The sequence below is a fragment of the Priestia sp. 40 genome (assembly GCF_049368575.1).
Taxonomy (GTDB): domain Bacteria; phylum Bacillota; class Bacilli; order Bacillales; family Bacillaceae_H; genus Priestia; species Priestia zanthoxyli.
In genome coordinates this window covers 27501-53334 of record NZ_JBMPZA010000006.1, presented here as the reverse complement: position 1 = coordinate 53334, position 25834 = coordinate 27501, and the positions used below count along the sequence as shown (strand labels likewise).

General features: G+C 35.5%; 24 protein-coding genes, 2 rRNA genes and 1 pseudogene (1 of these 27 running past the window's edge). 11 read left to right on the top strand and 16 right to left on the bottom strand.

Annotated elements, in window-relative coordinates; all coding sequences use genetic code 11:
* The first annotated feature begins 144 nt into the window (after positions 1-144).
* Complete coding sequence (locus tag ACO1DI_RS11565; RefSeq protein ID WP_014462119.1) at positions 145-1461, top strand: glycosyltransferase family 2 protein; 1317 nt, start codon at positions 145-147, stop codon at positions 1459-1461.
* A gap of 1 nt (position 1462) precedes the next feature.
* Here the strand turns inward: ACO1DI_RS11565 and ACO1DI_RS11560 are convergent, their stop codons facing one another.
* From ACO1DI_RS11560 to ACO1DI_RS11550, 3 genes are all read right to left on the bottom strand, one after another.
* Complete coding sequence (locus ACO1DI_RS11560; protein WP_014462120.1) at positions 1463-1681, bottom strand: hypothetical protein; 219 nt, start codon at positions 1679-1681, stop codon at positions 1463-1465.
* A gap of 15 nt (positions 1682-1696) precedes the next feature.
* Positions 1697-2221 (bottom strand): hypothetical protein, encoded by a 525-nt coding sequence (locus tag ACO1DI_RS11555; RefSeq protein WP_243558046.1) that lies wholly within the window; start codon positions 2219-2221, stop codon positions 1697-1699.
* Positions 2222-2366: 145 nt separating this feature from the next.
* Complete coding sequence (locus ACO1DI_RS11550; RefSeq protein ID WP_034327523.1) at positions 2367-3083, bottom strand: glycosyltransferase family 2 protein; 717 nt, start codon at positions 3081-3083, stop codon at positions 2367-2369.
* A gap of 154 nt (positions 3084-3237) precedes the next feature.
* On the opposite strand from ACO1DI_RS11550, the gene ACO1DI_RS11545 reads away from it, so the two are divergent.
* Together ACO1DI_RS11545 and ACO1DI_RS11540 are read left to right on the top strand one after the other, a co-directional pair.
* Entirely contained in the window at positions 3238-3774 is a 537-nt protein-coding gene (locus ACO1DI_RS11545) for a hypothetical protein (protein WP_423145262.1), read from the top strand.
* Positions 3692-4321, top strand: coding sequence for a glycosyltransferase family 4 protein (locus ACO1DI_RS11540; RefSeq protein ID WP_423145261.1), 630 nt, complete (start codon positions 3692-3694; stop codon positions 4319-4321). The genes ACO1DI_RS11545 and ACO1DI_RS11540 overlap by 83 nt, the downstream gene beginning before the upstream one ends.
* Before the next feature lie 34 nt (positions 4322-4355).
* Here ACO1DI_RS11540 and ACO1DI_RS11535 read toward each other — a convergent pair whose 3' ends face one another.
* From ACO1DI_RS11535 to ACO1DI_RS11525, 3 genes are all read right to left on the bottom strand, one after another.
* Positions 4356-5600, bottom strand: a complete 1245-nt coding sequence (locus ACO1DI_RS11535) for a glycosyltransferase family 4 protein (protein WP_115652735.1) — start codon at positions 5598-5600, stop codon at positions 4356-4358.
* A 571-nt stretch (positions 5601-6171) separates the two neighbouring features.
* Complete coding sequence (locus ACO1DI_RS11530; RefSeq protein ID WP_014462126.1) at positions 6172-6903, bottom strand: glycosyltransferase; 732 nt, start codon at positions 6901-6903, stop codon at positions 6172-6174.
* 276 nt (positions 6904-7179) lie between these two features.
* Positions 7180-8070: an NAD-dependent epimerase/dehydratase family protein gene (locus tag ACO1DI_RS11525; RefSeq protein WP_014462127.1), complete on the bottom strand. Its 891-nt coding sequence runs from the start codon at positions 8068-8070 to the stop codon at positions 7180-7182.
* Between the two features lie 215 nt (positions 8071-8285).
* Between ACO1DI_RS11525 and ACO1DI_RS11520 the strand changes: the two genes are divergently transcribed.
* The 4 genes from ACO1DI_RS11520 (at position 8286) to ACO1DI_RS11505 (ending at position 11800) form a co-directional block, all read left to right on the top strand.
* The gene (locus ACO1DI_RS11520; RefSeq protein WP_115652734.1) at positions 8286-9509 is read left to right on the top strand and encodes a glycosyltransferase family 4 protein; all 1224 of its coding nucleotides are present in this window, start codon (positions 8286-8288) and stop codon (positions 9507-9509) included.
* 114 nt (positions 9510-9623) lie between these two features.
* On the top strand, positions 9624-10541 hold the full coding sequence (locus ACO1DI_RS11515; RefSeq protein ID WP_014462129.1) for an NAD-dependent epimerase/dehydratase family protein: 918 nt from the start codon (positions 9624-9626) through the stop codon (positions 10539-10541).
* A 137-nt stretch (positions 10542-10678) separates the two neighbouring features.
* Positions 10679-11302 (top strand): DUF1796 family putative cysteine peptidase, encoded by a 624-nt coding sequence (locus tag ACO1DI_RS11510; protein ID WP_115652733.1) that lies wholly within the window; start codon positions 10679-10681, stop codon positions 11300-11302.
* Between the two features lie 309 nt (positions 11303-11611).
* The gene (locus tag ACO1DI_RS11505; protein WP_014462131.1) at positions 11612-11800 is read left to right on the top strand and encodes an SPOR domain-containing protein; all 189 of its coding nucleotides are present in this window, start codon (positions 11612-11614) and stop codon (positions 11798-11800) included.
* A 204-nt stretch (positions 11801-12004) separates the two neighbouring features.
* Here ACO1DI_RS11505 and ACO1DI_RS11500 read toward each other — a convergent pair whose 3' ends face one another.
* The 6 genes from ACO1DI_RS11500 to ACO1DI_RS11475 all read right to left on the bottom strand — a co-directional run bounded on the left by ACO1DI_RS11500 (position 12005) and on the right by ACO1DI_RS11475 (position 18280).
* Positions 12005-12829, bottom strand: a complete 825-nt coding sequence (locus ACO1DI_RS11500) for a dTDP-4-dehydrorhamnose reductase family protein (RefSeq protein ID WP_014462132.1) — start codon at positions 12827-12829, stop codon at positions 12005-12007.
* Positions 12830-13816 (bottom strand): polysaccharide biosynthesis protein, encoded by a 987-nt coding sequence (locus ACO1DI_RS11495; RefSeq protein WP_014462133.1) that lies wholly within the window; start codon positions 13814-13816, stop codon positions 12830-12832.
* On the bottom strand, positions 13809-14900 hold the full coding sequence (gene wecB / locus ACO1DI_RS11490) for a non-hydrolyzing UDP-N-acetylglucosamine 2-epimerase (RefSeq protein ID WP_014462134.1): 1092 nt from the start codon (positions 14898-14900) through the stop codon (positions 13809-13811). The genes ACO1DI_RS11495 and wecB overlap by 8 nt, the downstream gene beginning before the upstream one ends.
* Positions 14901-15303: 403 nt before the next feature.
* Positions 15304-15999 carry a DUF1796 family putative cysteine peptidase gene (locus ACO1DI_RS11485; RefSeq protein WP_014462135.1) on the bottom strand — a complete coding sequence of 232 codons (696 nt, stop codon included), beginning with the start codon at positions 15997-15999 and terminating at the stop codon, positions 15304-15306.
* Positions 16000-16139: 140 nt separating this feature from the next.
* Positions 16140-16820 (bottom strand): DUF1796 family putative cysteine peptidase, encoded by a 681-nt coding sequence (locus ACO1DI_RS11480; protein WP_423145259.1) that lies wholly within the window; start codon positions 16818-16820, stop codon positions 16140-16142.
* A 212-nt stretch (positions 16821-17032) separates the two neighbouring features.
* Positions 17033-18280 (bottom strand): S8 family peptidase, encoded by a 1248-nt coding sequence (locus tag ACO1DI_RS11475; protein ID WP_053074099.1) that lies wholly within the window; start codon positions 18278-18280, stop codon positions 17033-17035.
* Positions 18281-18637: 357 nt separating this feature from the next.
* Here ACO1DI_RS11475 and ACO1DI_RS11470 point away from each other — a divergent pair, with 357 nt between their 5' ends.
* Together ACO1DI_RS11470 and hepT are read left to right on the top strand one after the other, a co-directional pair.
* Positions 18638-18763 (top strand): hypothetical protein, encoded by a 126-nt coding sequence (locus tag ACO1DI_RS11470; RefSeq protein ID WP_423145258.1) that lies wholly within the window; start codon positions 18638-18640, stop codon positions 18761-18763.
* 69 nt (positions 18764-18832) lie between these two features.
* A pseudogene (hepT, locus tag ACO1DI_RS11465) lies at positions 18833-19236 on the top strand (type VII toxin-antitoxin system HepT family RNase toxin).
* Positions 19237-19388: 152 nt separating this feature from the next.
* On the opposite strand, the gene ACO1DI_RS11460 reads toward hepT, so the two are convergent.
* The 4 genes from ACO1DI_RS11460 to ACO1DI_RS11445 form a co-directional block, all read right to left on the bottom strand.
* The gene (locus ACO1DI_RS11460) at positions 19389-19577 is read right to left on the bottom strand and encodes a hypothetical protein (RefSeq protein WP_014462141.1); all 189 of its coding nucleotides are present in this window, start codon (positions 19575-19577) and stop codon (positions 19389-19391) included.
* Between the two features lie 208 nt (positions 19578-19785).
* On the bottom strand, positions 19786-20028 hold the full coding sequence (locus ACO1DI_RS11455) for a hypothetical protein (RefSeq protein WP_014462142.1): 243 nt from the start codon (positions 20026-20028) through the stop codon (positions 19786-19788).
* A gap of 72 nt (positions 20029-20100) precedes the next feature.
* Positions 20101-20382, bottom strand: coding sequence for a hypothetical protein (locus tag ACO1DI_RS11450; protein ID WP_014462143.1), 282 nt, complete (start codon positions 20380-20382; stop codon positions 20101-20103).
* A gap of 494 nt (positions 20383-20876) precedes the next feature.
* Positions 20877-22217 (bottom strand): FAD-binding oxidoreductase, encoded by a 1341-nt coding sequence (locus ACO1DI_RS11445; RefSeq protein ID WP_014462144.1) that lies wholly within the window; start codon positions 22215-22217, stop codon positions 20877-20879.
* A gap of 1028 nt (positions 22218-23245) precedes the next feature.
* On the opposite strand from ACO1DI_RS11445, the gene ACO1DI_RS11440 reads away from it, so the two are divergent.
* Both ACO1DI_RS11440 and ACO1DI_RS11435 read left to right on the top strand, forming a co-directional pair.
* Positions 23246-24797: ribosomal RNA gene (locus ACO1DI_RS11440) — 16S ribosomal RNA — on the top strand.
* 225 nt (positions 24798-25022) lie between these two features.
* Positions 25023-25834, top strand: a 23S ribosomal RNA gene (locus ACO1DI_RS11435); it runs 2124 nt beyond the window's last position.
* Together the 16S and 23S rRNA genes form the textbook arrangement of a ribosomal RNA operon.

Sequence of the window (25834 nt, the reverse complement as noted above, 5' to 3'; positions counted from 1 at the left end):
TTAATTAGATTAACATCTGATTAAGGATTCTTTTAATGAAAAAGTGTTCGAATTTAAACCATACATACTGAGAGATACACATAGAATGATCATATGTAAAGCAATAAATTAGGTGTCAGGAAAACAGCTTAATGAGGCCTCATGATGGCTAGAATTTTTAAAGGCGGAGGAGTATATATGAAGGATATTCATTTGTTTTTAATTGGATATGTAAACTCAAGTTCGATAAAAAAAGCTATAGATTCGGTGCATCTTATTAATAATCGTATAGATGAAATTATTATCTTGGACATACCGGAGACTTTAAACCAATTAGGATTGACTTTTGAAGGTGCAAAGACAAAATGTATAAACTTACTTGATAATGATTTAGGGTTAACATTAAATCATCACATTCAATCACTGTCTTGTGAATATGTCATGTTCTTGTATAGTTATGATTATTTAGATAATAGTATTACGAAGCATCAATTAGCATTAGATGATGAGAAAGTTGTAATGACTTACGATATCACAATTAATAATAAAGTTATACAGCGACCGTTTTTGTCAAAGGCTTCTTTTCTCCAACAACATCCCTTCTCTTTGAGATGCCACGTTCCATTTAAAGAATCTGTTCTTCCATCTTGGCTTTTAACAGTAGATGAACTATCTATCGCTTCTTCACCGAATAAATTGGTTAATCAAACATTCATAGATAAAACCAGTAGTAATCTTCAAAAGTTAAATTTTATAGAGAAGTATCAGCAAAAGTTAGAGAAACAGAACTTAGCTCCTTCAATTGCTGTTATTATAGCTAATTATAATATGGCTAATTATGTAGGGATAGCTATTAACTCGTGTATTCTGCAAAGTAGTCTTCCAGAACAAATAATAGTAGTTGATGATGGATCAAACGATCATTCCCTAGAGATTATAAAAAGTTTTAAAAACACACCAGGTTTTAGGTTTCTTAGTAAAGATAATGGTGGGAAAGCAAGGGCTCTTAATGCGGCTCTATCATATGTTGAAACAGAATTTGTCATGGAGTTAGATGCCGATGACTGGCTAGACCCAGATGCATTTTACACTATAAGAAGATGTTTAGAAAATTTAAAGGAAGATGTAGCTGTTCTCTACGGTAATTTAAGAGCATGGAAGCAGAATGGAGAAGAAAATATAAGGTATAAAGGGTTAAGGAAAGGACGAGCGATTCTCAATAGAAACGACCTTCTTTCTTATGTATTTCCCTTAGGACCTCGCATCTATCGTACGTCGACTTTAAAACAAAATAACGGGTTTCCTTTAATTGATTTTGAAGGAGGACGAATGTATGAGGATGTAAGTGTATTAAATGATCTAATAAAAACACATCGATTGTTATATAAGGATATGACAGTTTATAACGTAAGGGAACATCCGTTAAGTATCACGAAAAAAAATCACTCCAGTTGGAGTGATTTCTTAAAATACCTTGACTAGTTTACGCAACCGGTGAAATTTTAATTGAAGTAATTGATGGAAGAGCAATAGTTAAAGGAAGAGTAGTTCCGCCATATCCATATCCCACAGTTTGAAGGATTGTAATAAGGCCATTTGTTACAGCAGTGATAATTCCTTCAACAAAGCCATCTGCTAGTGCGATTTCGACTGGTGTACCAATACGCTTTGTTAATTCAGCTACTAAAGTACTTTCAAACATAGTATGACTCCTTCCTTAAAGTGATGATACTGTTTCAACTTTAGAAAGTGGGATATAGTTTAACGATCCGTCACTTTCAGCAACTGCCACGTAGTCTGATAAAACAGCAAGTAAAACACCTGTAATGGTTTCATTTGGTGTAGATAGTTGAACTGTTTGATTAACACGATTTTTTAAGTCGTTTCTAATCGGGGCTGAACCAGATGAAATTGGTAGTCCTGCTAATATGGAGAGAAGATTTCTTAAAAGATCACTAGCAGAAGTAGTAGTAGTACTTACAAGACCCGTAGTAGTGTTTAAGATATCAGCTGTAGTCGTATTAACGGTATTTAAAAGGCCAGTTGTAGTTGTATTAACAGTATTTAAAAGATCTGTTACGACAGTAGTAGGATTAATAGTATTTAAGGCGTTAGTTACAGTAGTAGCAGGGTTGACAGCATTTAAAAGGTCTGTAGCAGAAGTAGTAGTTGTGTTGACTGTTTGAGGTAATGAAAGCAGGTTTTTTAACAACGCTGCTCTTGCTTCACTTGATAGTGCCAATAGAATTCATCCTTTCTTAAAGCAAAGTTTTTGCATTATTATCTATGTTTTATAATATGCTTATCCGATTTTAAGGTGCTCGGCGGTTTACCTAATTTACTTAAAAATCCGCCTTTCTTATACAGTAGCAAGAACTAAATAGTAATTAAGAGTGTTCTTTATATTTTAACGCTAGCTGTTCCATTACGTGTTTATGACGATTAATTACAATTTTGTTTTCTTCTTTTATAAAAGAAGCATATTTTTTGCTCCCCATATTTTCATGTATCCTTGATAACAAAAGGGGCTGAGGGATGTATTGTAAATCGAATATTTGAATGATTCGTAACCATAAGTCATAGTCATGAGTATAAAGAAGTGTCTCGTCAAAAAGACCCACATGGTCAAACACACTTTTGTGAATCATAATTGAGCAGCCGTTAATAATATTTCCTTTGCTTATTCTAGTGATAAGATCTAATTTATTTAACGTCTGAATACCTAAAGGCGGACTAATAATTCGTCCTCTATAATTGATGGCGTAGTAATTTGTGTGACTAAAAAAGGCATTATGAGTTTTCATCGATTCTAGTTGTATGGCGATTTTATGATGATCATAAATATCATCAGAACTAAGCCAACATATATAATCACCTGTTGCTTGCTGAATTCCTACATTTAAAGCACTCGCTGTGCCACCATTTTCTTTTGTAATATAGATGATTTTATCTAAATAGGGAAGGATTTTATCCGTATGCTTAGTAGATCCATCATTTACTACTATAATTTCAATATTGGTGTAGGTCTGTTTAGTTAAACTATCTAGTGCATGATCGATATAAGAGCAATTAAAGAATGGCACAACAATAGATACTTTTGACATATTCACTTCTCCTTTCAAGAATTAAAAATCTGTGATTATGTTTTTAGGGAAAATAACAATTTTTAAATTTACATCGCATTTATTAACATATGTAACACGGTTTACATATGAAATAGAAGTTTATTAATTCTACACGTAAAGGTGGAGAGGGAAAATGAATGTATTATTCGTGTTTTATGTTCCAAGTGGAGGAGTAGAAACGTTAAATCGTCAAAGGTGTAAAGCCCTTAAAAAGTACAACATTAATGCTCATTGCCTTTATTATGAAAATAGAAAGAAAAGCATAAATGACCATGGGACCCAAACGTTTGTAACGAATGAAGACCATGAAATTAAAAAAATACTTGATGAAGGAGATTATAGTCTCATTGTCATTGTCTCAGATTTTCAAGCTCTTCCTCGGTTTAGATCGCTTGGATATCAAGGGAAAATGATTATTGAAATACAAGGGTACGGCCCAAAAAGTACAGCAAAATCTGCTCTTACAGATGCTATACCTCTTGTCACTAACTATGCTTCAGGATTTCTTAATCCCAAGACTCCTCATATCGTGCAATTACTAGATGAACTCTACCCCTCATTTCCAAAGTTTAGTTTCAACAATTGTTTTGATACTAATCAGTTCTCCTATAAAGCTGTACCTACTAGTCATCAGCCTAACGTTCGCATGGATTGGGCGAATCGAAGATAACAAAAATTGGAGAGAGTTCTTAAAAATCGGTAGCGAATTAATCCATAATCACAATTCAAACATACGATTACATATGTTTGAAGACCCTACTCTAAGCGAAGCTAAGGAAAGAGGTCAATTTGAAAAATTAATTAAACAGTTAGATTTAGAAAAACATCTTTTTCTTCATGCAAACGTTCCGAATGATCAAATGGCCGTTTATTTTTCCATGATAGGGGAATCAGGCGGGTTTTTATGCTCTACTTCAAAGGTAGAAGGAGCCCCATATTCTCTTCTTGAAGCGATGAGTTGTAAATGTCCGGTTTTAACCACTGACTCCGATGGCGTAAGAAGCTCAATTATTCATAATAAAACGGGGAAATACTATACATTAGGTGACGTTACCGAAGCTGTTAAAGAGGCAAAGGAGTTAATGACGGATTCTCAGTTAAGAGAAAAGATACGTAAAGATGCTTTTGAGCACGTAAAAGTAAATTTCAACCCAGATTTATACTGTGTGAATTTTATTTCAATGATTCAATCACTTGGACTAAACCTCAGTAAGTAAATAAAATACCAGATATTTTCTAGTATCTGGTATTTTATTTTTCTTGATTTTCTGTGTTAAGTTTTTCTGCTTGTTCGTAAAGCGACAAAAAATTAGTAACCATTTTGTTAAGGTCCCATTTATCTTGAGCCCACTCTTTTGTACAAGAAGCTAGCTGGTTTCGAAGTAAATCATTTGCAAGCAAATACTTTAATTGCTCATACAGTTCATAAATATTTCCTACAGAAGAGACTAGCCCGCTCCTTCCCACTTCAATCATTTCAGGTAATCCAGCTGTATTGCTAATAAGAACAGGAAGGCCTGCAAGCTGGGCTTCCATAACAGAATAAGGCTGAGTATCGTGAATACTAGGGTGAACAAAGATATCGGCTTCTCTAAGGAAATGAAGAACATTATTCGAGGCACCTAAAAATCTAACTTTATCTTTTAGATCTAAGTTTGTGCATTGTTTTTCTAATTCCCCTTTAATTTCGCCTTCCCCCAGTATCCAGCATTCCCAATCCTGTCTACCTTCTTTTAAGAGAGCAAGGGCATCTAGGAGGTGATGAATGCCTTTTAAATAGACAAGCCTTCCCATATAAAGGATAATTTTTTTACTCTGCTTGGGTCCGATAAGTGGCTTCTCCATGGCATCCCCAAGGAACTGTTGATTACTAATTCCATATGGAAAGGTAACAATTTTGTCTGAAGGAATAGAAAAATTATCTGCAATATTACGAGACATCCATTCGGTTGGACTATGAATGAAATCACTGGCTTGATATCCTAACTTCTCAATCACCTGGTGATATTGATATTCAAATGTAGCTTCTATTTGTTCGTCTGTTTTATGAGGGTGCATGGTTTTGAGTGTGAAAAAGATATCACGTGATAAATTTCCAAGAGCACTAGTAACAAGTGGAATATGAGAAGGTTTAACTCGATTTATAGCGTTTGCTGCTGTGACATCTAGCGCATGTATAAGGTCATATTGCTGAAGGTTGTAATATGCTGCGGAAAGCTCTAAGCTATAACGAAATAATTCAGTGTTGTATATCCAACTCTTCATTGGAAGTGAAGGAAGCTCAGTAAGCAATTTTTCTTCAATATAGGGAGAAAGAACAGCAATATCTATTTCTGGTTTTTGTCCAATGATTCGATATTTATTTAAATCAGGGGTCTGGCTAAGGATATGAACTGTATGACCTGACTCTTTCAGTGACTGTTGGAGTGATGATACAAATGTCCAAACGCCTCCGGTATAGGGGAGTGGGTAATAGGAAACTAATAAAATCTTCATTTTATAATCATCCTTTAATTATTTTCTCTCTATTCAATAGTAAGAGGAGAAGAATAAGAATTTTCAACGCCTAAAGCACCTCATTGAGTATGAGAAAGAATTATACTTACAACCCCAGGATCAGGTATCTTATAATTGGTAGGTAAATTAGTTTTTACTTCATTTAAAAACTCAATTAGATTTTCATCAAATAACGAATCCTTATTATTCTTCATGTATGTCCCTTCTTTTCTCAAAATTGATATATGCTTAAATTTTTATTATTTTGCAAATTCCTATCTATATAATATGTCCAAAATTTTTAATTGGCACGGACGAGTGCACGCTGATAGTAGATAAATATAATAACAATTTTTGCAAATTCTTTTTTACAAAGTTTGTTTATTAAAGTTTCCATACAGATTTGTATGTAATAAACTTTACACATTTCCATGTAAAGTTTTTAGAGTGAAAGATAAACTTGTGTCCTAATAATACGTTTCATTTATTAAATGAAAGTAACGAGTGGAAATACTTGTAATAAAGACTAAATAGGAGGGTGTAAGGAGTAATCATAGAAGGATAAACTCACCTAATCTTGTGAAGGATTTGATTGTGATTTACTTATATATTTTTGCAGCAGAGGGCGGTAATGAAACTCGATAGTTTTCATTTCTTCTCTCATCTCATTTTGGTATCTACTGGTGCCTGATTTTTCATGAGAACGAAATTTTGTGAGTGCTTCATCATAATAATGGATTTCATAGCCATTGACAAGCATACGAAACCACATCTCATAATCATGAGTATAACGAAAATCCGGAGAGAAAATCCCAATTTCATCAAAGATCTTCTTTTTTATAAGAATGGTACATCCATTTATAGCATTATACGTTAAGTAGGCATTATACACTTCTTCTAAATTAGAAAAACGTTTACAGCACCAAGGTATTAAAACTTGGTTATCTTTATTAATATAGTCAAAGTTAGTGAAGCTGGCATCTATGTTCCTTTGCTTCATAAAGTTTAGTTGTTTAGAAATCTTTTCAGGAACAAAATAATCATCCGAGCTTAGCCAGGCTATATACTCTCCTGTAGCAGTGAATAAACCAGTATTTATTGCAGTAGCCGTCCCGCCATTTTCTTTTCTTATATAAACAATTTTATCTTTAAAGGACTCTATCTTCGCAGTGTGGGATGTAGAACCATCGTCTACCACAATTACTTCAACATTTTCATAAGTTTGGTTTAAGGCACTTTTGATTGCTTGATCGACAAAGGCACAGTTGTAAAAAGGAATAATTATTGATACTTTTGGACCCATTGTTTCCCCTCCGAAAAAAATTTTCATAGCATAAGTGAAACGTAGTCTAAATTATGACTTTTGTAGGTGGATAAAAGGTGGAGATGATAGTTCTAAGTTCATTAATGAAATCACACTCTTGATTAGAATATGCATAAACCTTCTTAAGTGACATGCTTTCGCAGAAACTTCATTCATATAAAAAACCTGATTTTATAAGAGAATTGCTATTTCTACGCACCTAAACTCTGATTTTCCATAAAGGTGAATAGGTAATTATAATGACAGAAAGAATCTCTAACGATAAAAGTCAATAATGTCCCGGATAGAAGATTCTAATGTCGTAGTTGGTTGCCAACCCAAGTCAGTTAGTGCTGTAGGGTTTGAAGTAACAAAATTATTTAAAGGACTTTTATCATCCACTTTCACTTGAAATTTAATAGGAGTTATCTTTTTGAAAATATTTATAATATCTTGTAAAGAATTACTTTTTCCAGAAGAGACATTGTATGAACGTCCATTTTCTCCTTTTCTGAGCAGAAAATCATAAGCTCTAACAGCATCTCGTACGTCTAAGAAGTCAAAACGATTATTTAAGTTACTCACCCTCAGATACTTTTCCCCCTCTTCTTTCTCCATAGCTATAATTTTTTTAGCGAAAATGGAACAAACTCCTTTAGAGAAGCCAGGACCTATAAGATTTGATGGTTTAGCGACAACAACATTCATATTGTATTGATTTGACCAAAATTGCGAAATGAGGGTTTGAATGGTCTTACTCAGACCATAGGGGTGATTAAACGTGGCTGGAACCGTTGGATCAAACTGAAGAGCAGAACCTACAATAACAGCTTTACAAGAAGGCATCTCTTTTCTAAGAGCATCAAGTAAGTATGCTGTAGCCATTGCATTTACTTCTAGAGATTGAATGGGATTATCCCAGGATAATCCCACAGCGTTTTGACCTGCCAAATGAAGGAGGTAGTCCGGCTTGGTTATTGAAATTAACTCCTTTACCGACTCATTATTAGATAGATTGCATGTTCTGCGTTTAATTTGCTTATTAGAAAATGAATTCATGTTTGTGATAGCTATGACGTCAAACTCTAATCTTGAAAAATAATCACATGCGTGAAGTCCAGTAAATCCACTAGCACCGGTAATTAGTAACGTAGGTTTCTTATCCAATCACGACACCCCACTCTGAATAATAATCTAATAAATAAAACTTATTATAGATGTATGCTTAAAAAGCTAAATATTTCATCTAATGCTCAACAAGACACGATCCTAAAACATAGAGTGAAAATACAGGCAGAGGTCTATAGCATTAACAAATTCCATGAATACCTATATAGAGAGACTTTTAGAACGTGAATGCTACGGGAAGAGGAGAGAACATAATGAAAATACTGCTTGCTACATTCTGGGAAGTTCCCCATGTAGGTGGAGTTTGGAATTATATGCAGCAATTAAAGCAAGAGCTTGAAGGGTTGGGTCATGAAGTAGATTTACTTGGACATGGACTTGGAAATAAATCAGTTCATATTGTTAATAAAAATATAGAGGTAATTAAAGATGAACTATTATTAGTAGAAGAATTGGAACAACATGAGAAAAATACTCCTATTCTATATAAAGATCCAGTAGTGAAATTTTATGAAAAAGAACGTATTGGTTATACAAGAGGTGTTTCTCGTTTAAATATCAACCAATATGATTTAATTCACACACAAGACGTTGTAGCAACTGCGTGTATTCGTTCCTTAAAGAGTGTAAAAACGCCGGTGGTAGCAACTATACATGGTTGTGTTGCTCACGAGTTAAATCGCTACATCAAAGACATTCTGAAGGCTCCTACAGCTGATATAGCTACTAAATATTTTAATGAACTTGAACATACAGGTGCTATGGCTGCTGATTGTACTATAGTTGCAAATCATTGGTTAAAGGAAATTTTAATTCAGGAATTTAGGGTTAATGAGCATCAACTTAAAGTGTTTCATTACGGATATGATATAGATTCTTTTTTAAAGCGAATGCAAACACCATCTAATGTTCATCCACCAGTTGGTCAACAAGTAATTATTTATACAGGGAGATTAGCTGAAATTAAAGGTATTCATCATCTATTAGAGGCTCTCAGTGAACTCAAAAAAATTAAGAAAGGCTGGGTCTGCTGGATCGTTGGAGATGGAGATCAAAAAGCTGAGTTGAAGGCTCAGAGTAGAGCGCTCGGTTTAGGTAAGAGGGTTTTATTTTTAGGTAATAGAAACGATGTGCCTTCTTTACTCTCTCTTGCTAACATTTTTGTTTTGCCAAGTCTTATAGAGAATCAACCTTTATCAGTTATTGAAGCTCAGATTGCTAAAAAACCAGTAATAGTAAGTGACGCAGGGGGATTACCCGAAATGGTTCAGCATGGATCTACAGGTTTAATTTTCCCGGCAGGTGATGCCACATCGTTATGTGAAAACCTTTATAATTTGCTAATAGATCCAGCATATAGAGGCATGTTAGGAGCCAATGCACAAGAATGGGCTTTAAAACATTGGGATCAGAAAGATGCAGTTCAAAAAGTTCTAGATGTTTATAAAGAGGTGCTTTCACATAAGAGTGAAATGTAAATATATCGAAAAGGAAGCTAAATGTCTTTTTTGGAAATGATTGGGTAGGTAGCTTATACAGGAGCCCTATAGGTGACATATACTATTAAAACTTTAAAGAGGAGAGAATAGTATATGAAGGCTGTAGTAACTGGTGGGGCGGGATTTATTGGTTCCCATCTTGTAGAAGAGCTCATTAGACAAGGCTTTAATGTCCACATAATTGATAACTTAATTTCTGGAAAGTATGATAATATACACCCTCTTGCTACTTTTCATATAGAAGATATATGTAGTGATAAAGCCAAACAAATCATTTTAGATGAAAAGCCTGACATAGTCTTTCACTTAGCTGCTCAGGCAGATGTTTCACGATCTATCCAATCGCCTCAATATGACGCAGATGTGAACATAAAAGGAACTATAAATTTGCTGGAAGCCTGTAGAGATGCTTCGGTAGGTAAGTTTATATTTGCCTCTACTTCAGCTGTATATGGAAATCTACAAAAGGAATTAATTACTGAACAAGATGCAACTGTGCCAGCTTCTTATTACGGTCTGTCGAAGCTAGCTGCTGAATCGTATATACGTCTATTTCATTATTTGTATAATTTACCATATACAATTCTTCGATACGGAAATGTATATGGGCCACGGCAAACGCCAAAAGGAGAAGGCGGAGTAGTAGCAGTGTTTTTAGAAAGGTTGAGCAAAGGGCTTTCCTTTAATATTCATGGTGATGGGGAACAGACACGTGATTTTATATATGTAAAAGATATTGTTCAAGCTAATATTGCAGCAATTAAAAAAGGGAACCAAGAGGTTGTTCACGCCAGTACTACAAAGAAAACTTCAGTGAACGATTTATTAAAAAACCTTGAGTATATTCATGGTTCTAATATTGATGTTGTTTATACGGAAGGGAGACCTGGGGATATCAAACATAGTTGTCTCGACAGTGAGAAAGCACAAAAGCTATTAGAATGGTCTTCAAGAGTATCTGTTTTAGAGGGGTTAAAGGAAACATATACTTTCTCTAGAAAAAAAGCTTAGTATTTAAGCTTTTCTACATTTCTTAACTAGTTGTCTATTTTATTAACTATATGCTCATTAGCCCTAACATTTTAGGATAGTCCTGCATTTAATATTGTATAGCCTTGTACAATAAGACCCTTTAAGGAGCAACCCATATGAAACTAGAAGATTTAAAAGGGGCATATAGCGCCATTTTTAGTTTAGGCGATTTATGTTTGACATCTCTTCAACTGAGAGACAATAACTTAAGAAACTTTGCGGGGATTTTGGATTGGGTATCCTCACCGGATCTGAAAAAGGTAAACATGCTTTTGAAAAATCAGTTTGCTGACTTTTTAAACCCGGATAATTTAAGGATAATCCAGTACGTATCTGATTGGGATTTATTAGTGTGGGATGAAATTTATAATATAGGGTTTAACCACGATTTTAAGACTGATAAAAATACACTTTCTCACTTAGGAGGATACGGGGAGGTTAAAGAGAAGTACGATAGAAGAATTCAACGGTTTTTAGAGAATTTATCTACTGGCCAGCGTATTCTGTTTATTAGAACGGAAGCTAATCGTGAAGAAGCTGCAGAGCTTGAGAGTATTTTATCTACTATGATTGAAAGTGACTTTAGCATTCTGATTATTAATCATACGGATGTGAATGATTTAGTTGAAAAAGAATGGTCGCTAAATAAAGTTTGTGCTATTGAATTACCCAATCAAGATAAATGGAACGCTAATAATCATTATTGGAAAAGGATACTTGATGGTGTTTCCCTTTTATAAGTACGTTAGCTCTCCCTTTAATGTATTTATAAAAGGTTATGTTTTTCAAATGATATCCTTAGGAGGTTTGAATGGGAAGAAAATCTCCATCATACTTACTTGGTGTATGTACTCACTTGCCTCTTGAAGCTTATTTAATATTTTCTATACATATAATCTCTATACAATACTAATGGACAAGTTGTATTAATTGAAATAGATGCAGTGCAAAAAACTTTTCCTTGCTAATGTTAAGGTGCTTTTCGAGGTGCCTATATAAAAGTCAATGTTAAAAAAATTAATTTGTTAACCGGATAAGGGGGAAAGGGTATGGATCATAAGCAAATAGAGTTGCAACAAGGATACGATATAACTGGAAAGCAACGTTATCGAATTATAACAGGAGCATTTATTGATAAGATTATAGCAGAACAAGTTGCAAAGGAAATAAAAGAACGCTACGGTCTTACTGTATACGTGATACCTGAGCACGTTGAAAAAGCTGAGTCTAATCTCTAACGTAACTTTATTTTCATTTTACTATAAATTAGAATAAGAATAGACAGCTAAACTATTTTTATAGAAATAGTCTAGCTGTCTATTCTTATTCTTGTAGAAGTATACAATGAATTTTATTATCTGTTTATCATAAGCTAGTATGAGAGAAATCATTTTTAGTGTTTCCCATCTTATCATGTTTTTCTTACATATGGTGAGTACTAGTTATTTTGACATCCACTCTTTCAGCTCCATTAACATCTGCTGGTAACTAGGAGTTGGATAACAAAGATCTGTCCGAGTACTAATAATAGTACGATCTAATATTACATCCTCATTAGGAATAATTTTGACATCATCTTTTTTAAAGATATCTTTAATCAATTCTAGTAATGCAAACTTTGATATTTTTTTCGGTGAGTGCAAATGATAGAGTCCGGAAGTATTATTTTCTAAGAAGAAATTAATTGCTTTAGCTAATTCTAACGTTGTTACTCCATTCCACAGTGCCTTTTTATACCCTTTAATTGAGCCCTTTTGTGTCATAAACCATAGGAATAAACCAATGCCATCCTTCTTTAACTCGGGTCCTATTATAGAAGTGCGGATTGTTAAATGTTTTTCGTCAATAATTTCACCTAGCTGTTTAGACTGAGCATATACAGAGGTACCGTCTGGAACATCGTTTTCTGTATAATCTCCTTTTTTTCCTGAAAACACACAATCTGTACTAATATGAATTAATTTTCCTTGATGCCGTTCAACAAATTTAGCTAACTGATGTGGAAGTAGGCTATTTACTTGAAAAGCATGCATTGGATTATGGCTAGCGTGTTCATTTAAAATTCCAATACAGTTAATAAGGACGTCTGGCTTAATAGATTCTATGGTCTCCTCAACATGTTTAAAGTTAGTTACGTCCAAGTAAATAGCATTTTTATCCTTAGGGTCTCTTGATGTACAGAAAACATCATGGTTTGTATGCTGTATGAAATATCTAGTGATTACATGACCTGCCATTCCTTTTCCACCAAGAATTAGTACTTTCATTTAAATAAACCCGCCTTTCAGCAACATCTCTCTAATTTCTTCTTTACTAATTACTTGTTTACTTGAATCATATTTTTCTAGATTTACTTGAGCATAATTTAAATAATGTTCTTTTAAACCTTCAATATGAATTGGAGGTAGGATAACATAATACTCGTCGTCGTAAGTAACAGTTGTTGCACTTTCGTATTCAGATAACAGAAGCTCGTGAATTTTCTCTCCAGGTCTTACACCTAATATCTCAACTTCAACCTTTTCTTTTCCAGAAGCTTCTATTAACACATTTGCTAAGTCAATAATCCGACAAGTGGGCATTTTCATGACAAAAATTTCTCCACCTAGACTTTCAAATGTGGCTTTGAAAACTAGCTTTATTGCATCCTCTAATGTCAAGAAGAAACGAGTCATCCCAGGATCAGTAATACCGATTTTTCCTTTTTCTTGAATCTGTTTCTTGAATACATGAATAACGCTTCCGTTAGTTCCTAACACATTTCCGCCACGTATACAAACAAATTTAGTTTTAGTATTTAATGTGTTAGCGTGAATGATTAATCTTTCTCCCATTGCTTTAGATAAACCATAAAAATTAGCTGGATTTGACGCTTTATCAGTGGAGATATAAACGACTCTATCTACATCACAGCTTATTGCAGCGTCTATTACATTTTGAGTACCATGTACGTTGGTTTTTAAGGCTTCAATTGGTTGATCTTCACATACCGGAACATGTTTTAAAGCAGCTAAGTGAAAAATATAATTGACGCCTTGGCATGCTTCAATTAGCGCTTCTCTTTCTTTAATGTCTCCAATAATAAAATTCAATTTAGGATGGTTATCAAATTCTTGTTTCATGGTAAATTGATTTGATTCATTCCTCGAAAAAATACGTATTTCTTTAGGGTTATGTGTTAGTAGTTGCTTAACAAGTTCATATCCCCAAGAACCTGTGCCACCTGTTACTAAAATTGTCTTATTATTAAACACCTTTCATTCCTCCTAGTACAACTTTAATTACCTTGTCTGAAACATTTACATCACCATATCCTTCAGGGTAATACCAATTTTTTAATTGGTTCACCATTACATGAACACAAGTCAAGATTTGGTTAGCATCTATTCCTGACAGCATGTTACTTCCACATTGAATGGTTTCTGGTCTTTCAGTTGTTTTACGAATAGTTACCGTAGGAACATAAAACAAACAGCATTCTTCTTGAACTGTTCCGCTGTCTGTTAAGACACAAAAAGCATTTTTTTCTAGATTTACGAAATCGAAAAAACCAAAAGGCTCATGAAATTCTACTAACGGATGGACTTCTAGCAGTGAAATATTTTCTATTCGAGATTTAGTACGAGGATGAATACTACATATTATTCTCTTTTGGTAAAACTCAGCTACCATATTGATGCCTTTCATGATTTCCAACAGTCGATCTTCATGATCTACATTTTCTGCACGATGGGCTGTAACCAGAAAGTAGTCATTTTCTTTTAAGGACAGTTTCTCAAGAATGCTGCTTTTTTTTATAGCAGGTTCATAATGTTTTAAAACTTCGTTAATTGGATTTCCAGAAGTAATAATACGATTTGAGGGGATACCTTCTTTAATTAAATTTTCTTTACTTTGAGGAGTATAGGGTAGATTGAAGCTTGAGATTGCATCGATAATCCGGCGGTTTTTTTCTTCTGGCACTTCTAAATCAAAACAACGGTTTCCAGCCTCCATATGAATGACTGATATACTCATTCTTTCTGCTAGAATTGCGCTTAAACCACTATTAGTATCGCCTAATATTAAAACTTTGTCCGGCTTTTCTTTTAAAAATAGCTGTTCGAGCTCTTTATACATCTTCGATAACTGTTCACCTAATGAGAGCTGCTGATTAGCCAATATATAGTCTGGTTTGCGTATGTTTAACTCTTGAAAAAATACCTCACTTAATGAAGGAGTGAAATTTTGTCCTGTATGCACTAAAACGTGCTGTGAAGCATACTCATCTAACTTTTTAATAATGAGGCTTAAACGTATAATTTCGGGCCTTGTACCCAAAATAGTCATAACTTTCATTCTTTACACACCCTATTCACCTTATTTATAAGCATAATTACCCTCTCCTAATTCGCATTCGGCCCCTTATTTATTAAAATATGCTTTTCCTTTTTTCTTGCTATAGGCTAATCTATTAATCTTCCCAATAAAAAGTGATAAGTCTAAAATAATAAGCCCTCCTCTTTAAATTAATAAGAATGATGGCTGCTTTTTTGTGGTTCAATGTTTAAATCTTTCTCTGTAAGTTCTCTTCTAGGGACTAAAATCTTATATTTTAGGCCGTCAAGTACGAATATTTAAAGAGTAAATACAGGGGGTTAAAAATCAGAAAAGACCTTGCTTCCTTTTTAAAAAGAAACAAGGTCTTTGGTGCTTAATTTTATTCTTATTACATAAAATTGTATGAAAATAGTTGTGGGAATTACGTCCAAAAATTAGTTATACTTAATCCACTCAGTACATAGTCCCAAACAGCTTCATCATTTGGGTTGTCTAGAGGTACTTGAACTGAACAAATTCCATCAATTGTCCAGTTCATATCTATTACGCCTTTTAATTCATCTAGAGGCTGAAGTAGTAGTATATTAAATGAACCGTTTACTAATTCTGATAATGTGGTCTTTAATTCTATCGCTTCTTCTGGAGTAGCTGCTCCCCATCTAATAAATAAAACAGAGGGGCTATTCTCAATTTTTTCAAAAAATCTCGTGATACGTTGATTAAGCTTTTCTTTATAAGAAGGATACATTACAGTCCAGTCTACATTTGGAATGATAGGGAAATCATGAACAGAAATAATGTTATAATGCATGTCGTGAATAAAATGAGCATTAACTGGTTCTGTTCCACCTTCTTCAGGGAAAATTGCGACTCCGTCATCAAGAAAATGAGCATACCCATCAGTTCGCTGCAGATTTTGGAGGTCCATAAATCCACTAAATCTATTTCTTAACAACCTAGTGACATCAGCAATTGAATTAGATATCATCCAGTCTAAAGGGAATGAAAACCTTCTCCAATTATGCCTTCTTAAATTAAGGGAAGGACCACACCAACTACCTAGCCCTAGCATTAAGTCATAAGATCCTTTAATATCCTGTAAATTCAATATAATCATCCCTTTGTATTTAGCAATTCTATTATAGTAAATGCTAAACCTTGTACATTTGATTGGACAAAGTAACTATATCTTTATAAGAAAGTGTTAGTTAAAAAGACACTGAGGCTAAACGGGAGAGATTTTTACATAACGTCCATTTAGTGACGTAGTAATATTCCATCTAGAACATAGTCCCAAGTCGAAACATTATTTGGATCGTGTGGTACATTGACCATACATACATTATTAATTTCCCAGTCAACTTCGGTAGGAGTCTGTATACCGTCTAAGGGATTAAGGATAAGTATTCTAATCTGCGCTTTTGTAAGAGAGGATAAGATTTTTTGTAATTCAGTTGCTTCCTCATATTTAGCTCCCCACCTTATAAACAAAATTGATTTACTGCTCATCATCTTTTTCATAAACCTGTTAACTCTGTAATCAAGGTTTTTTTTGAATTTTGGATACATATCGGTCCAATCTTTATTAGGCACTATAGCAAAATCATGAGCTGAGAAGATATTGTAATAAGTGTCCTGTATAATATAAGATTTAGTTGATTTATATAGATTTTGATGAGGAAATCTAAGCATTTTATCATTAAAATATACATAATCTCCGCTGTCATCTACTAAACTCATATTCTCAATCTGCATAAATCCATTAAACTTATTCTGAAGTAGTCTATTTACATCTGAAAGATACGGAGAATAGCTCCAGTCAAGTGGACTTGAGGTAAAACTTCTCAAATTTAATCGATTCAGTTGTAGTGCAGGATTACAAGCACTACCTAAGCTAATGATTAAATCATATTGCCCTTTAACATCCTGTAAATTCACATTAATTCTCCTATTATTTAAATTTTTATATACACATATTTGATTGGTAGATTTACTTAGAAGACATACATGTACATAGTTATTCAGTAAGTTGCTCTTATAATATAAAAAGCACTGATAATCGGGGTTTCAGCGCTTTTTATACCCTTTATAGACCTGTGTTAAATAAAATTGTTAACACCCGCAATAGATGAATTCTTTAAAGTTTAATGCTAGCGAACTGCTCGATTTGCATTAATTCTTCCATAAGTCCAGTATAATCCTGTACCTGGTACTACATCGCACGTGGATTGAATAGTATTTCTAATTTGGAGATTGGTTTTTCCCTGAGCTGCTAGCAAGGCTGCAAGTCCTGAAACATGAGGGGCAGCCATAGAAGTACCGCTTAGATATGCGTAATAGCTGCCTATATAAGTAGACAAAATTGTTGAACCTGGAGCAGCAACATCTACCCAAGTGCCAAAATTGGAAAAATCAGATTTTTGATCATTGCTATCTGTAGAGGCCACAGCGATTACATTTTGATAAGCAGCTGGGTATGTTGGGGTACTAGAAGCTTCGTTTCCGGCTGCAGCTATAACTACTACTCCTTGGCTCCAAGCGTAATTCACGGCATTCTCTAAAGTGATTGAACTTTGAGTTGAACCTAGGCTCAAATTAATAACTTTTGCTCCTGCATTTGTTGAATAGGTAATTGCATTTGCAATATTACTCAATAGACCATTTCCACTGTTGTCAAGAGCACGAACGGGTATTATTGATGCTGACGGAGCCATTCCTGCAATGCCTAAACCATTCTCTGTAAGGGCTGCAGCTATGCCTGCTACGTGAGTTCCGTGTCCATTACCGTCGTTAGGAACTAGATTTCCATCTACAAAATTATAGCCAGGCCAAAGCTTAATAGATAGTTCAGGGTGATTTAACTGAATTCCCGTGTCTACAATAGCAATTTTTATATTTCCATTACTAGTAGTAACATCCCAAGCATCTGGGGCTTGTACCTTCTGAGGACCATATTGATAAGGAAAAAAGGGGTCATTCGGGGTATATGAAGCTTTAAATGTATAATCTGGTTCTGCGTATTCTACTTCAGTTAATTCACTATAGCGTTTAATTAAGTCATTAATATTTTTTTTAGAATGTAAGACCTGGAAATCAAGATCTTTGTTGTGATATATCAGTGTACATTTATTCTTACGATGAATATTTACTTGGTTTTCAAAGCACACATTCTTTTTGAACTTTACAATGATTTGGCTTGAGTTCTGAAAATCATCAGCTGTAAATTCCTTAGTACTAGCGTTGATACGGCGCTTAAATAGTGGTGATGCCTTTTTTATTGGAATGGTTTTTAGGTTTTTGACTGATTGTTGTTTTAAAATCTTAATAATATATTTCACTGCATAAAACAACAGGATAACAACAGAAACTGATAAAGTAGTAGCTAATAAATGAAGCATTTGTTCCCTCCTGGAAATCGCACTCTTTATAGAGTATTCACGATTTATTAAAAGGGTTTGGACAGAGTCTTTATTTAAACAAATAATTGTGTATTTTAAGAGAGTTATTAAAAGTGAAAAGTTATCCTATCTGTCATATTACTAATTTATCTTTAGATAATGAGTGTTATGTCTCGCTTTAAAGCACCAAATTTGTAATTAGAAAGAAAGCCACTAGTATATCTAGTGGCTTAGTCTTTAAAAATCGCTAAATTCTTCGAGATCATCGTCATCTAAAGGTCCAGAAACGTGTTCTAAATCTGCAATTTTGCCTTCTTTAATGCCCTGATTTACAGGTTGTTCTACGTCATCTTGTGTATGAGAAAAGCCATTAGCCAAAATTATACGACAGGCATTGTTATTTATTCAGATGATGACACGCTGCGTATGAATGAGCAAATGAAGGCTTTAAAGGTGTGTGCAAAGGTGTACTGCAGAAAGTAGATGAGACTGGGAGTATTTATTTAAAATGATATCATTTTAAATAAAATAAATGTGATTGAAACATGCAATATGTCCTACACGTATACCAGCAAAATTCCCAAAACTTACTGGATTATACGAAACAGGACTCTATTATTTTAAATATACAACGCGCTTGCCAAGCTTTTATTGATTTAGCGATGCACATTGTAGCTGAAGAACGTTTGGGTCTTCCAAAAACGAGCTGAGAAGCTTTTGACATGTAGGAGTCTCAATCTATTATTACAAGCGAGATTGTTTATAGAATGAAAGCTATGGTAGGTTTCAAAAATATTGCTGTTCACGATTATCAAGCCATTAATCAAGATATTCTTCAGCAAATTTTGGACAAACATTTAAGTGATTTTACTACCTATACAAAGCAAATTCTTTATTATGGGCTTTGGAAAGGCATTGGTAAATATAAGGTGTATAGAAACTTACATATTATGTAATTAAGTTTGTGTTAGAACCTTTAGGCCTACAATCTTCGTTTTTGTTCTAAATGAATAGTTATATCTCTTAAAGTTGTATCTAATATATATTTAGACAGTAGGGAAGCATACTTTCAAGCTTCCCTACTAAATGCTTGTCCTAATTTAAATAATTAAGCTGTTTGCAGACCTTGGATTTCTTCAGCGTCTAAAACAATCACTCCTGCTGAAGTAGCGAAATAAGCTAAAGATCTTGCCTCATCGAAGCTTGAAAAAATAACGTTATTAATTTGAGTACCGCTTAAAAGTACACTTGCAATCGGTGTGCCAGGATCAAGAATTCTCAAAACCTCTGGAATCATACGCGGTGTCCCCCCTTGCTATACCAAATTAAATACAGATCATATGAATCTATATTTAATTTATTATATGTAAGTTTTAAGCAAAGGCTTGTACTATTTAATCATTTTCATTTAATCTTTTTTTGTGATTGAAAATAAGGACTTTAAGAGGGAATTGTTATATGAAATCTCTTTCAAGTCCTTACATATAATGGAATTTCCACACTAGCTAAAACTTCATACCGCCATCTATTACAATTATCCTTGAAGAAATTATCTCAGTGTTTGTAAATCCCATTCCTACGTTATAAGCATGAGTAGCTATTTTAGAATTAGGGTTCTTACTGGCTGTTTCTGCTGGGGGATTAATACTTACACTTCTTTTCTTCTTTTTTTGTGGGAAGGACTTGTCTACATAATACATACCATTTTTAAAATTATACTTCATATAATATGTTTGTATTTTAATCACCTTTTCTATACCCCTTATATTTTAGAGGGATTTTGCGAGATATTATTAGAATGGTTTTTTCTTCACTTCTCTTCAAAACTGAACTTTTTTTACTTTAGCATTTTTATTTCTTCTTCCACATTCTTTAACAATTACACCGTCTTGGTTCGCATTTTGTCCCCCATGTTTAGCAACCTGACCGCCCTGATTAGCATTTTGACTGTGGTTACCACTAATCTGTCCTCCAGTTTCTGCATGGTTATAAATATAAATGCTAATATAGGTGCAGTTTTTTTCTCTTTTTTTCTTTTTGTTTTTTGAGCTGCAATTAGATTTTTTATTATGATGAGAATTATTCCTTTCTATTTCGATCACCTCTTTTCTGATAAGTTAGGGAGAAGACGTGAGTAAATTCACTTTTACTCATTAATAGTGTATTCATAGGTAGACAAGCTGCAATATGAAAAAGCCTATATTTGGTAAAAAGAGCCTTTCATATTAGGTCTAGTGGCTGTTGTGATACGAGAGTAAGTACATTTAAATGTACAAGGGGTGTTTTTATTGTTAAAAAATCTAATTGGACGAACATTTCCTTCCTAAGGAAACTACGACTTCTAAAACAGCCTGTTATAAAAGCCAAGGGGGTTTAGGGGTTATATGTAATAGTAAAGCTCTTTTTCATAGATTTGGATAAATTTTTTAAGGTGAAAGATTTTTATGTGTGATATACAGGCCATTGTATTAAAGAGATTTCTATACTATATAGGGTTTAAATATAGAAAGAACTATTGCTGCTTTTTTCCGTCAATAGTTCTTTCTATATTAAATATTCAGTTGTATAGGTTGAGGCTTGATTGAATTTTGAGTAATTAACAAGATGGTGGGATGCTTTGAGGGAAATGAAATAAATTTTCAGGATCATATTTAGCCTTTATTTCTCGAAGTCTTGCGAAGTTTGACCCATAATATGCTTTTCCGAACTTTTCAATATTTTGGTCTGGAACATTAACATAGGACCCTTTTACATATGGTTTCATTAGCTGACGTACTTTTTCAACTGATGCAAGATTGGAAGCTTCTTGGGATTTATTTTCCCAACTAGATGTCCATTCTGTATAAAACAATGGACGGCGCCAAAAGAAGGCTGTTTCATTACTTGGTACTCTGCTTAGAGCACCACCCCAATTTATAAAAAAGAAATTGGCTTCTGTACCAGTAGCTTCTTCTAAAAACTTTTTCATAAATGAAATAGGCTCTTCGGACCACAGATCAAGTCCCCAAGCCGATGAAAATTTAACACTCTGATCGGATCTGCCAGGGATTGGTTCGTCAGGGTCTAAGAAATCTATAGCATCTGGATAGGACAATGTTTCTATAACTGTTTGTGTTGGGGTTCCAGCATTTAGTAAAGGCTTTAACAATTTAGTCAGTTCTTTTTTTGAACCTAAGAAAATCCCTTCTGCATGACACAAACCATTTACTTTGCTGTAAATCTCAAGTATGCACCCTAATCGTTCGTCTACAAATGGTGCCCATTCTTGCCAAGTTTTAAATACTGTTTCTAATTGATCCCATGGCCAAATAATATTGAAGACGGTTGCAGTTTTAGGGGCACGGTGAACTTTAAACGTGTATTCGGTATTATATCCAAAGTTCCCACCGCCACCACCTCTAGAAGCCCAAAATAAGTCCTTATTGCAAGATTGGTCTGCTTGAAGAATATGGCCTTTGGCATCTACTGTTTCCAGGGCAAGAAGGTTATCGCTTATAAGGCCAATTGATCGTGAGACTACTCCAAATCCTCCTCCCATCGTAATTCCTCCAATTCCAACAGTGGGGCTATCTCCAAACGGAGCCATAAAGCCTTCTCGAGCTAGCATCTTTACAAGTGGACCCACGTGAATTCCTGTTTGAACCGTTGCAATCTCACTTTTTTTATCAAGGCAAACTCTATTCATGTTACTTACATCAATAACAATTCCGCCATTTACTACTGAAAGGTTCTTATCTAAAGCATGGCGTCCGCTTCTGACACGTAAAGGTACTTTATTTTCCTGAGCCCATTTAATAGCATTACTGACATCGTAAGAATTTTGTGCAAAAACAAAGACAAGAGGACAGACATCAACATAAGGGTTCCAGTTCTTAATCGCTTGTTGATAGCCAGGATCTCCCTTAAAGATGACTCGTCCTGTTAACGGTGTTGACATGTATTTCACTCCCAATAAAGGTTAGATTTCTAATATTAGTATATGTGAAAATAGGACAAACTCTTGGGTGAGTTATCTAGTAACTAAAAAATATATGCCAAGGTTGTTAAAGGTATTGTTTGTAATAAATATGTTTTAGAAAAGAAATTTTTATTATTAGAAAGGTTATGGATTAAGAAAAAAAGAGGTTGCACCTATTTAGACATGATAAAAATTATTGAACTGAATGATTCTAATTTCTTTGAATGAATTACGTTAATTGAAGATTATGCGATTTAAGGAATTATACTAAGTTTATTTCTATCTGCGTCAATATATTAAGTTAGAAAAATTTCAATGATATTGGACGAGCGTACAAGCTTGTCCTTAGGTTTATACATATAATAAGTAAATGAATATTGAAAAGAGGGACAAAAATGATGCCAAGATGTATACCTGATGTTCCACGTTGTATGCCTAAGATACCGCATTGTCTACCTAAAGTGCCAAACTGTATGCCTAAGATACCAAACTGTGTACCTGACGTTCCAAATTGTGTACCTAATATACCTTGTACTTCTAAAGACTAATCGTTTTTATTTTTTATAGAATAGAGTAATAGTTAATTTAAAGCAAAAAGATTAATCTTTTTGCTTTTTTCTTGTTTCAACATATATTCTGAAGGGTATGGTACTTTAATTAAGTCTCGTTTAAGCTATGGAACACTATTTCATCAAATCTCTTATTTTGGGTTGAGTTATAAATTTTACAACTGAAATATAATTGTTACCAATTCAGGTAGGAGATCAAAATACAACTAAAATAAAAAATAAAAAACTATTGATTTTTAAAAATAAGTGAATTATAATAGTAAAGCGTCTTTAAGAGAGAAAGTGTTGATAACGATTTTAAAAAAAGTTATTGACATTTGTTTAATGGATTGTTATGATATTAAAGTCGCTTAAGGGCGGCGCTTGAACTTTGAAAACTGAACAAAGCGACAAACGTCAACGTTAATTTTTATTTTTTAAATGAGCAAGTCAAACATTTCTTCGGAGAGTTTGATCCTGGCTCAGGATGAACGCTGGCGGCGTGCCTAATACATGCAAGTCGAGCGAACTGATTAGAAGCTTGCTTCTATGACGTTAGCGGCGGACGGGTGAGTAACACGTGGGCAACCTGCCTGTAAGACTGGGATAACTTCGGGAAACCGAAGCTAATACCGGATAGGATCTTCTCCTTCATGGGAGATGATTGAAAGATGGTTTCGGCTATCACTTACAGATGGGCCCGCGGTGCATTAGCTAGTTGGTGAGGTAACGGCTCACCAAGGCAACGATGCATAGCCGACCTGAGAGGGTGATCGGCCACACTGGGACTGAGACACGGCCCAGACTCCTACGGGAGGCAGCAGTAGGGAATCTTCCGCAATGGACGAAAGTCTGACGGAGCAACGCCGCGTGAGTGATGAAGGCTTTCGGGTCGTAAAACTCTGTTGTTAGGGAAGAACAAGTACGAGAGTAACTGCTCGTACCTTGACGGTACCTAACCAGAAAGCCACGGCTAACTACGTGCCAGCAGCCGCGGTAATACGTAGGTGGCAAGCGTTATCCGGAATTATTGGGCGTAAAGCGCGCGCAGGCGGTTTCTTAAGTCTGATGTGAAAGCCCACGGCTCAACCGTGGAGGGTCATTGGAAACTGGGGAACTTGAGTGCAGAAGAGAAAAGCGGAATTCCACGTGTAGCGGTGAAATGCGTAGAGATGTGGAGGAACACCAGTGGCGAAGGCGGCTTTTTGGTCTGTAACTGACGCTGAGGCGCGAAAGCGTGGGGAGCAAACAGGATTAGATACCCTGGTAGTCCACGCCGTAAACGATGAGTGCTAAGTGTTAGAGGGTTTCCGCCCTTTAGTGCTGCAGCTAACGCATTAAGCACTCCGCCTGGGGAGTACGGTCGCAAGACTGAAACTCAAAGGAATTGACGGGGGCCCGCACAAGCGGTGGAGCATGTGGTTTAATTCGAAGCAACGCGAAGAACCTTACCAGGTCTTGACATCCTCTGACAACTCTAGAGATAGAGCGTTCCCCTTCGGGGGACAGAGTGACAGGTGGTGCATGGTTGTCGTCAGCTCGTGTCGTGAGATGTTGGGTTAAGTCCCGCAACGAGCGCAACCCTTGATCTTAGTTGCCAGCATTTAGTTGGGCACTCTAAGGTGACTGCCGGTGACAAACCGGAGGAAGGTGGGGATGACGTCAAATCATCATGCCCCTTATGACCTGGGCTACACACGTGCTACAATGGATGGTACAAAGGGCTGCAAGACCGCGAGGTCAAGCCAATCCCATAAAACCATTCTCAGTTCGGATTGTAGGCTGCAACTCGCCTACATGAAGCTGGAATCGCTAGTAATCGCGGATCAGCATGCCGCGGTGAATACGTTCCCGGGCCTTGTACACACCGCCCGTCACACCACGAGAGTTTGTAACACCCGAAGTCGGTGGAGTAACCGTAAGGAGCTAGCCGCCTAAGGTGGGACAGATGATTGGGGTGAAGTCGTAACAAGGTAGCCGTATCGGAAGGTGCGGCTGGATCACCTCCTTTCTAAGGATTTTTACATGACGTACGTTTTGACACTTTGTTCAGTTTTGAGAGTTCAATCTCTCAATTATAGAAAGCACACTACTTTCTTCTTATTAGATAAGAAGAATTTTGGTTGCGATTGTTCTTTGAAAACTAGATAACAGTAATTGCTGAGGAAAAGTGAAACTTTTCTTTAATCAAACCAATAAATAACACAACAATATGTTGTACCATTTATTCGCTAATGGTTAAGTTAGAAAGGGCGCACGGTGAATGCCTTGGCACTAGGAGCCGATGAAGGACGGGACTAACACCGATATGCTTCGGGGAGCTGTAAGTGAGCTTTGATCCGGAGATTTCCGAATGGGGAAACCCACTGTTCGTAATGGAACAGTATCTTTATCTGAATACATAGGATATTGAAGGCAGACCCGGGGAACTGAAACATCTAAGTACCCGGAGGAAGAGAAAGCAAATGCGATTTCCTGAGTAGCGGCGAGCGAAACGGAATTAGCCCAAACCAAGAGGCTTGCCTCTTGGGGTTGTAGGACACTCTATACAGAGTTACAAAGGAACGAAGTAAATGAAGCGACCTGGAAAGGTCCGTCAAAGAAGGTAACAACCCTGTAGTTGAAACTTCGTTCCCTCTTGAGTGGATCCTGAGTACGGCGGAACACGTGAAATTCCGTCGGAAGCTGGGAGGACCATCTCCCAAGGCTAAATACTACCTAGTGACCGATAGTGAACCAGTACCGTGAGGGAAAGGTGAAAAGCACCCCGGAAGGGGAGTGAAAGAGATCCTGAAACCGTGTGCCTACAAGTAGTCAGAGCCCGTTAACGGGTGATGGCGTGCCTTTTGTAGAATGAACCGGCGAGTTACGATCCCATGCAAGGTTAAGCTGATAAGGCGGAGCCGTAGCGAAAGCGAGTCTGAATAGGGCGTTTAGTATGTGGTTGTAGACCCGAAACCAGGTGATCTACCCATGTCCAGGGTGAAGTTCAGGTAACACTGAATGGAGGCCCGAACCCACGCACGTTGAAAAGTGCGGGGATGAGGT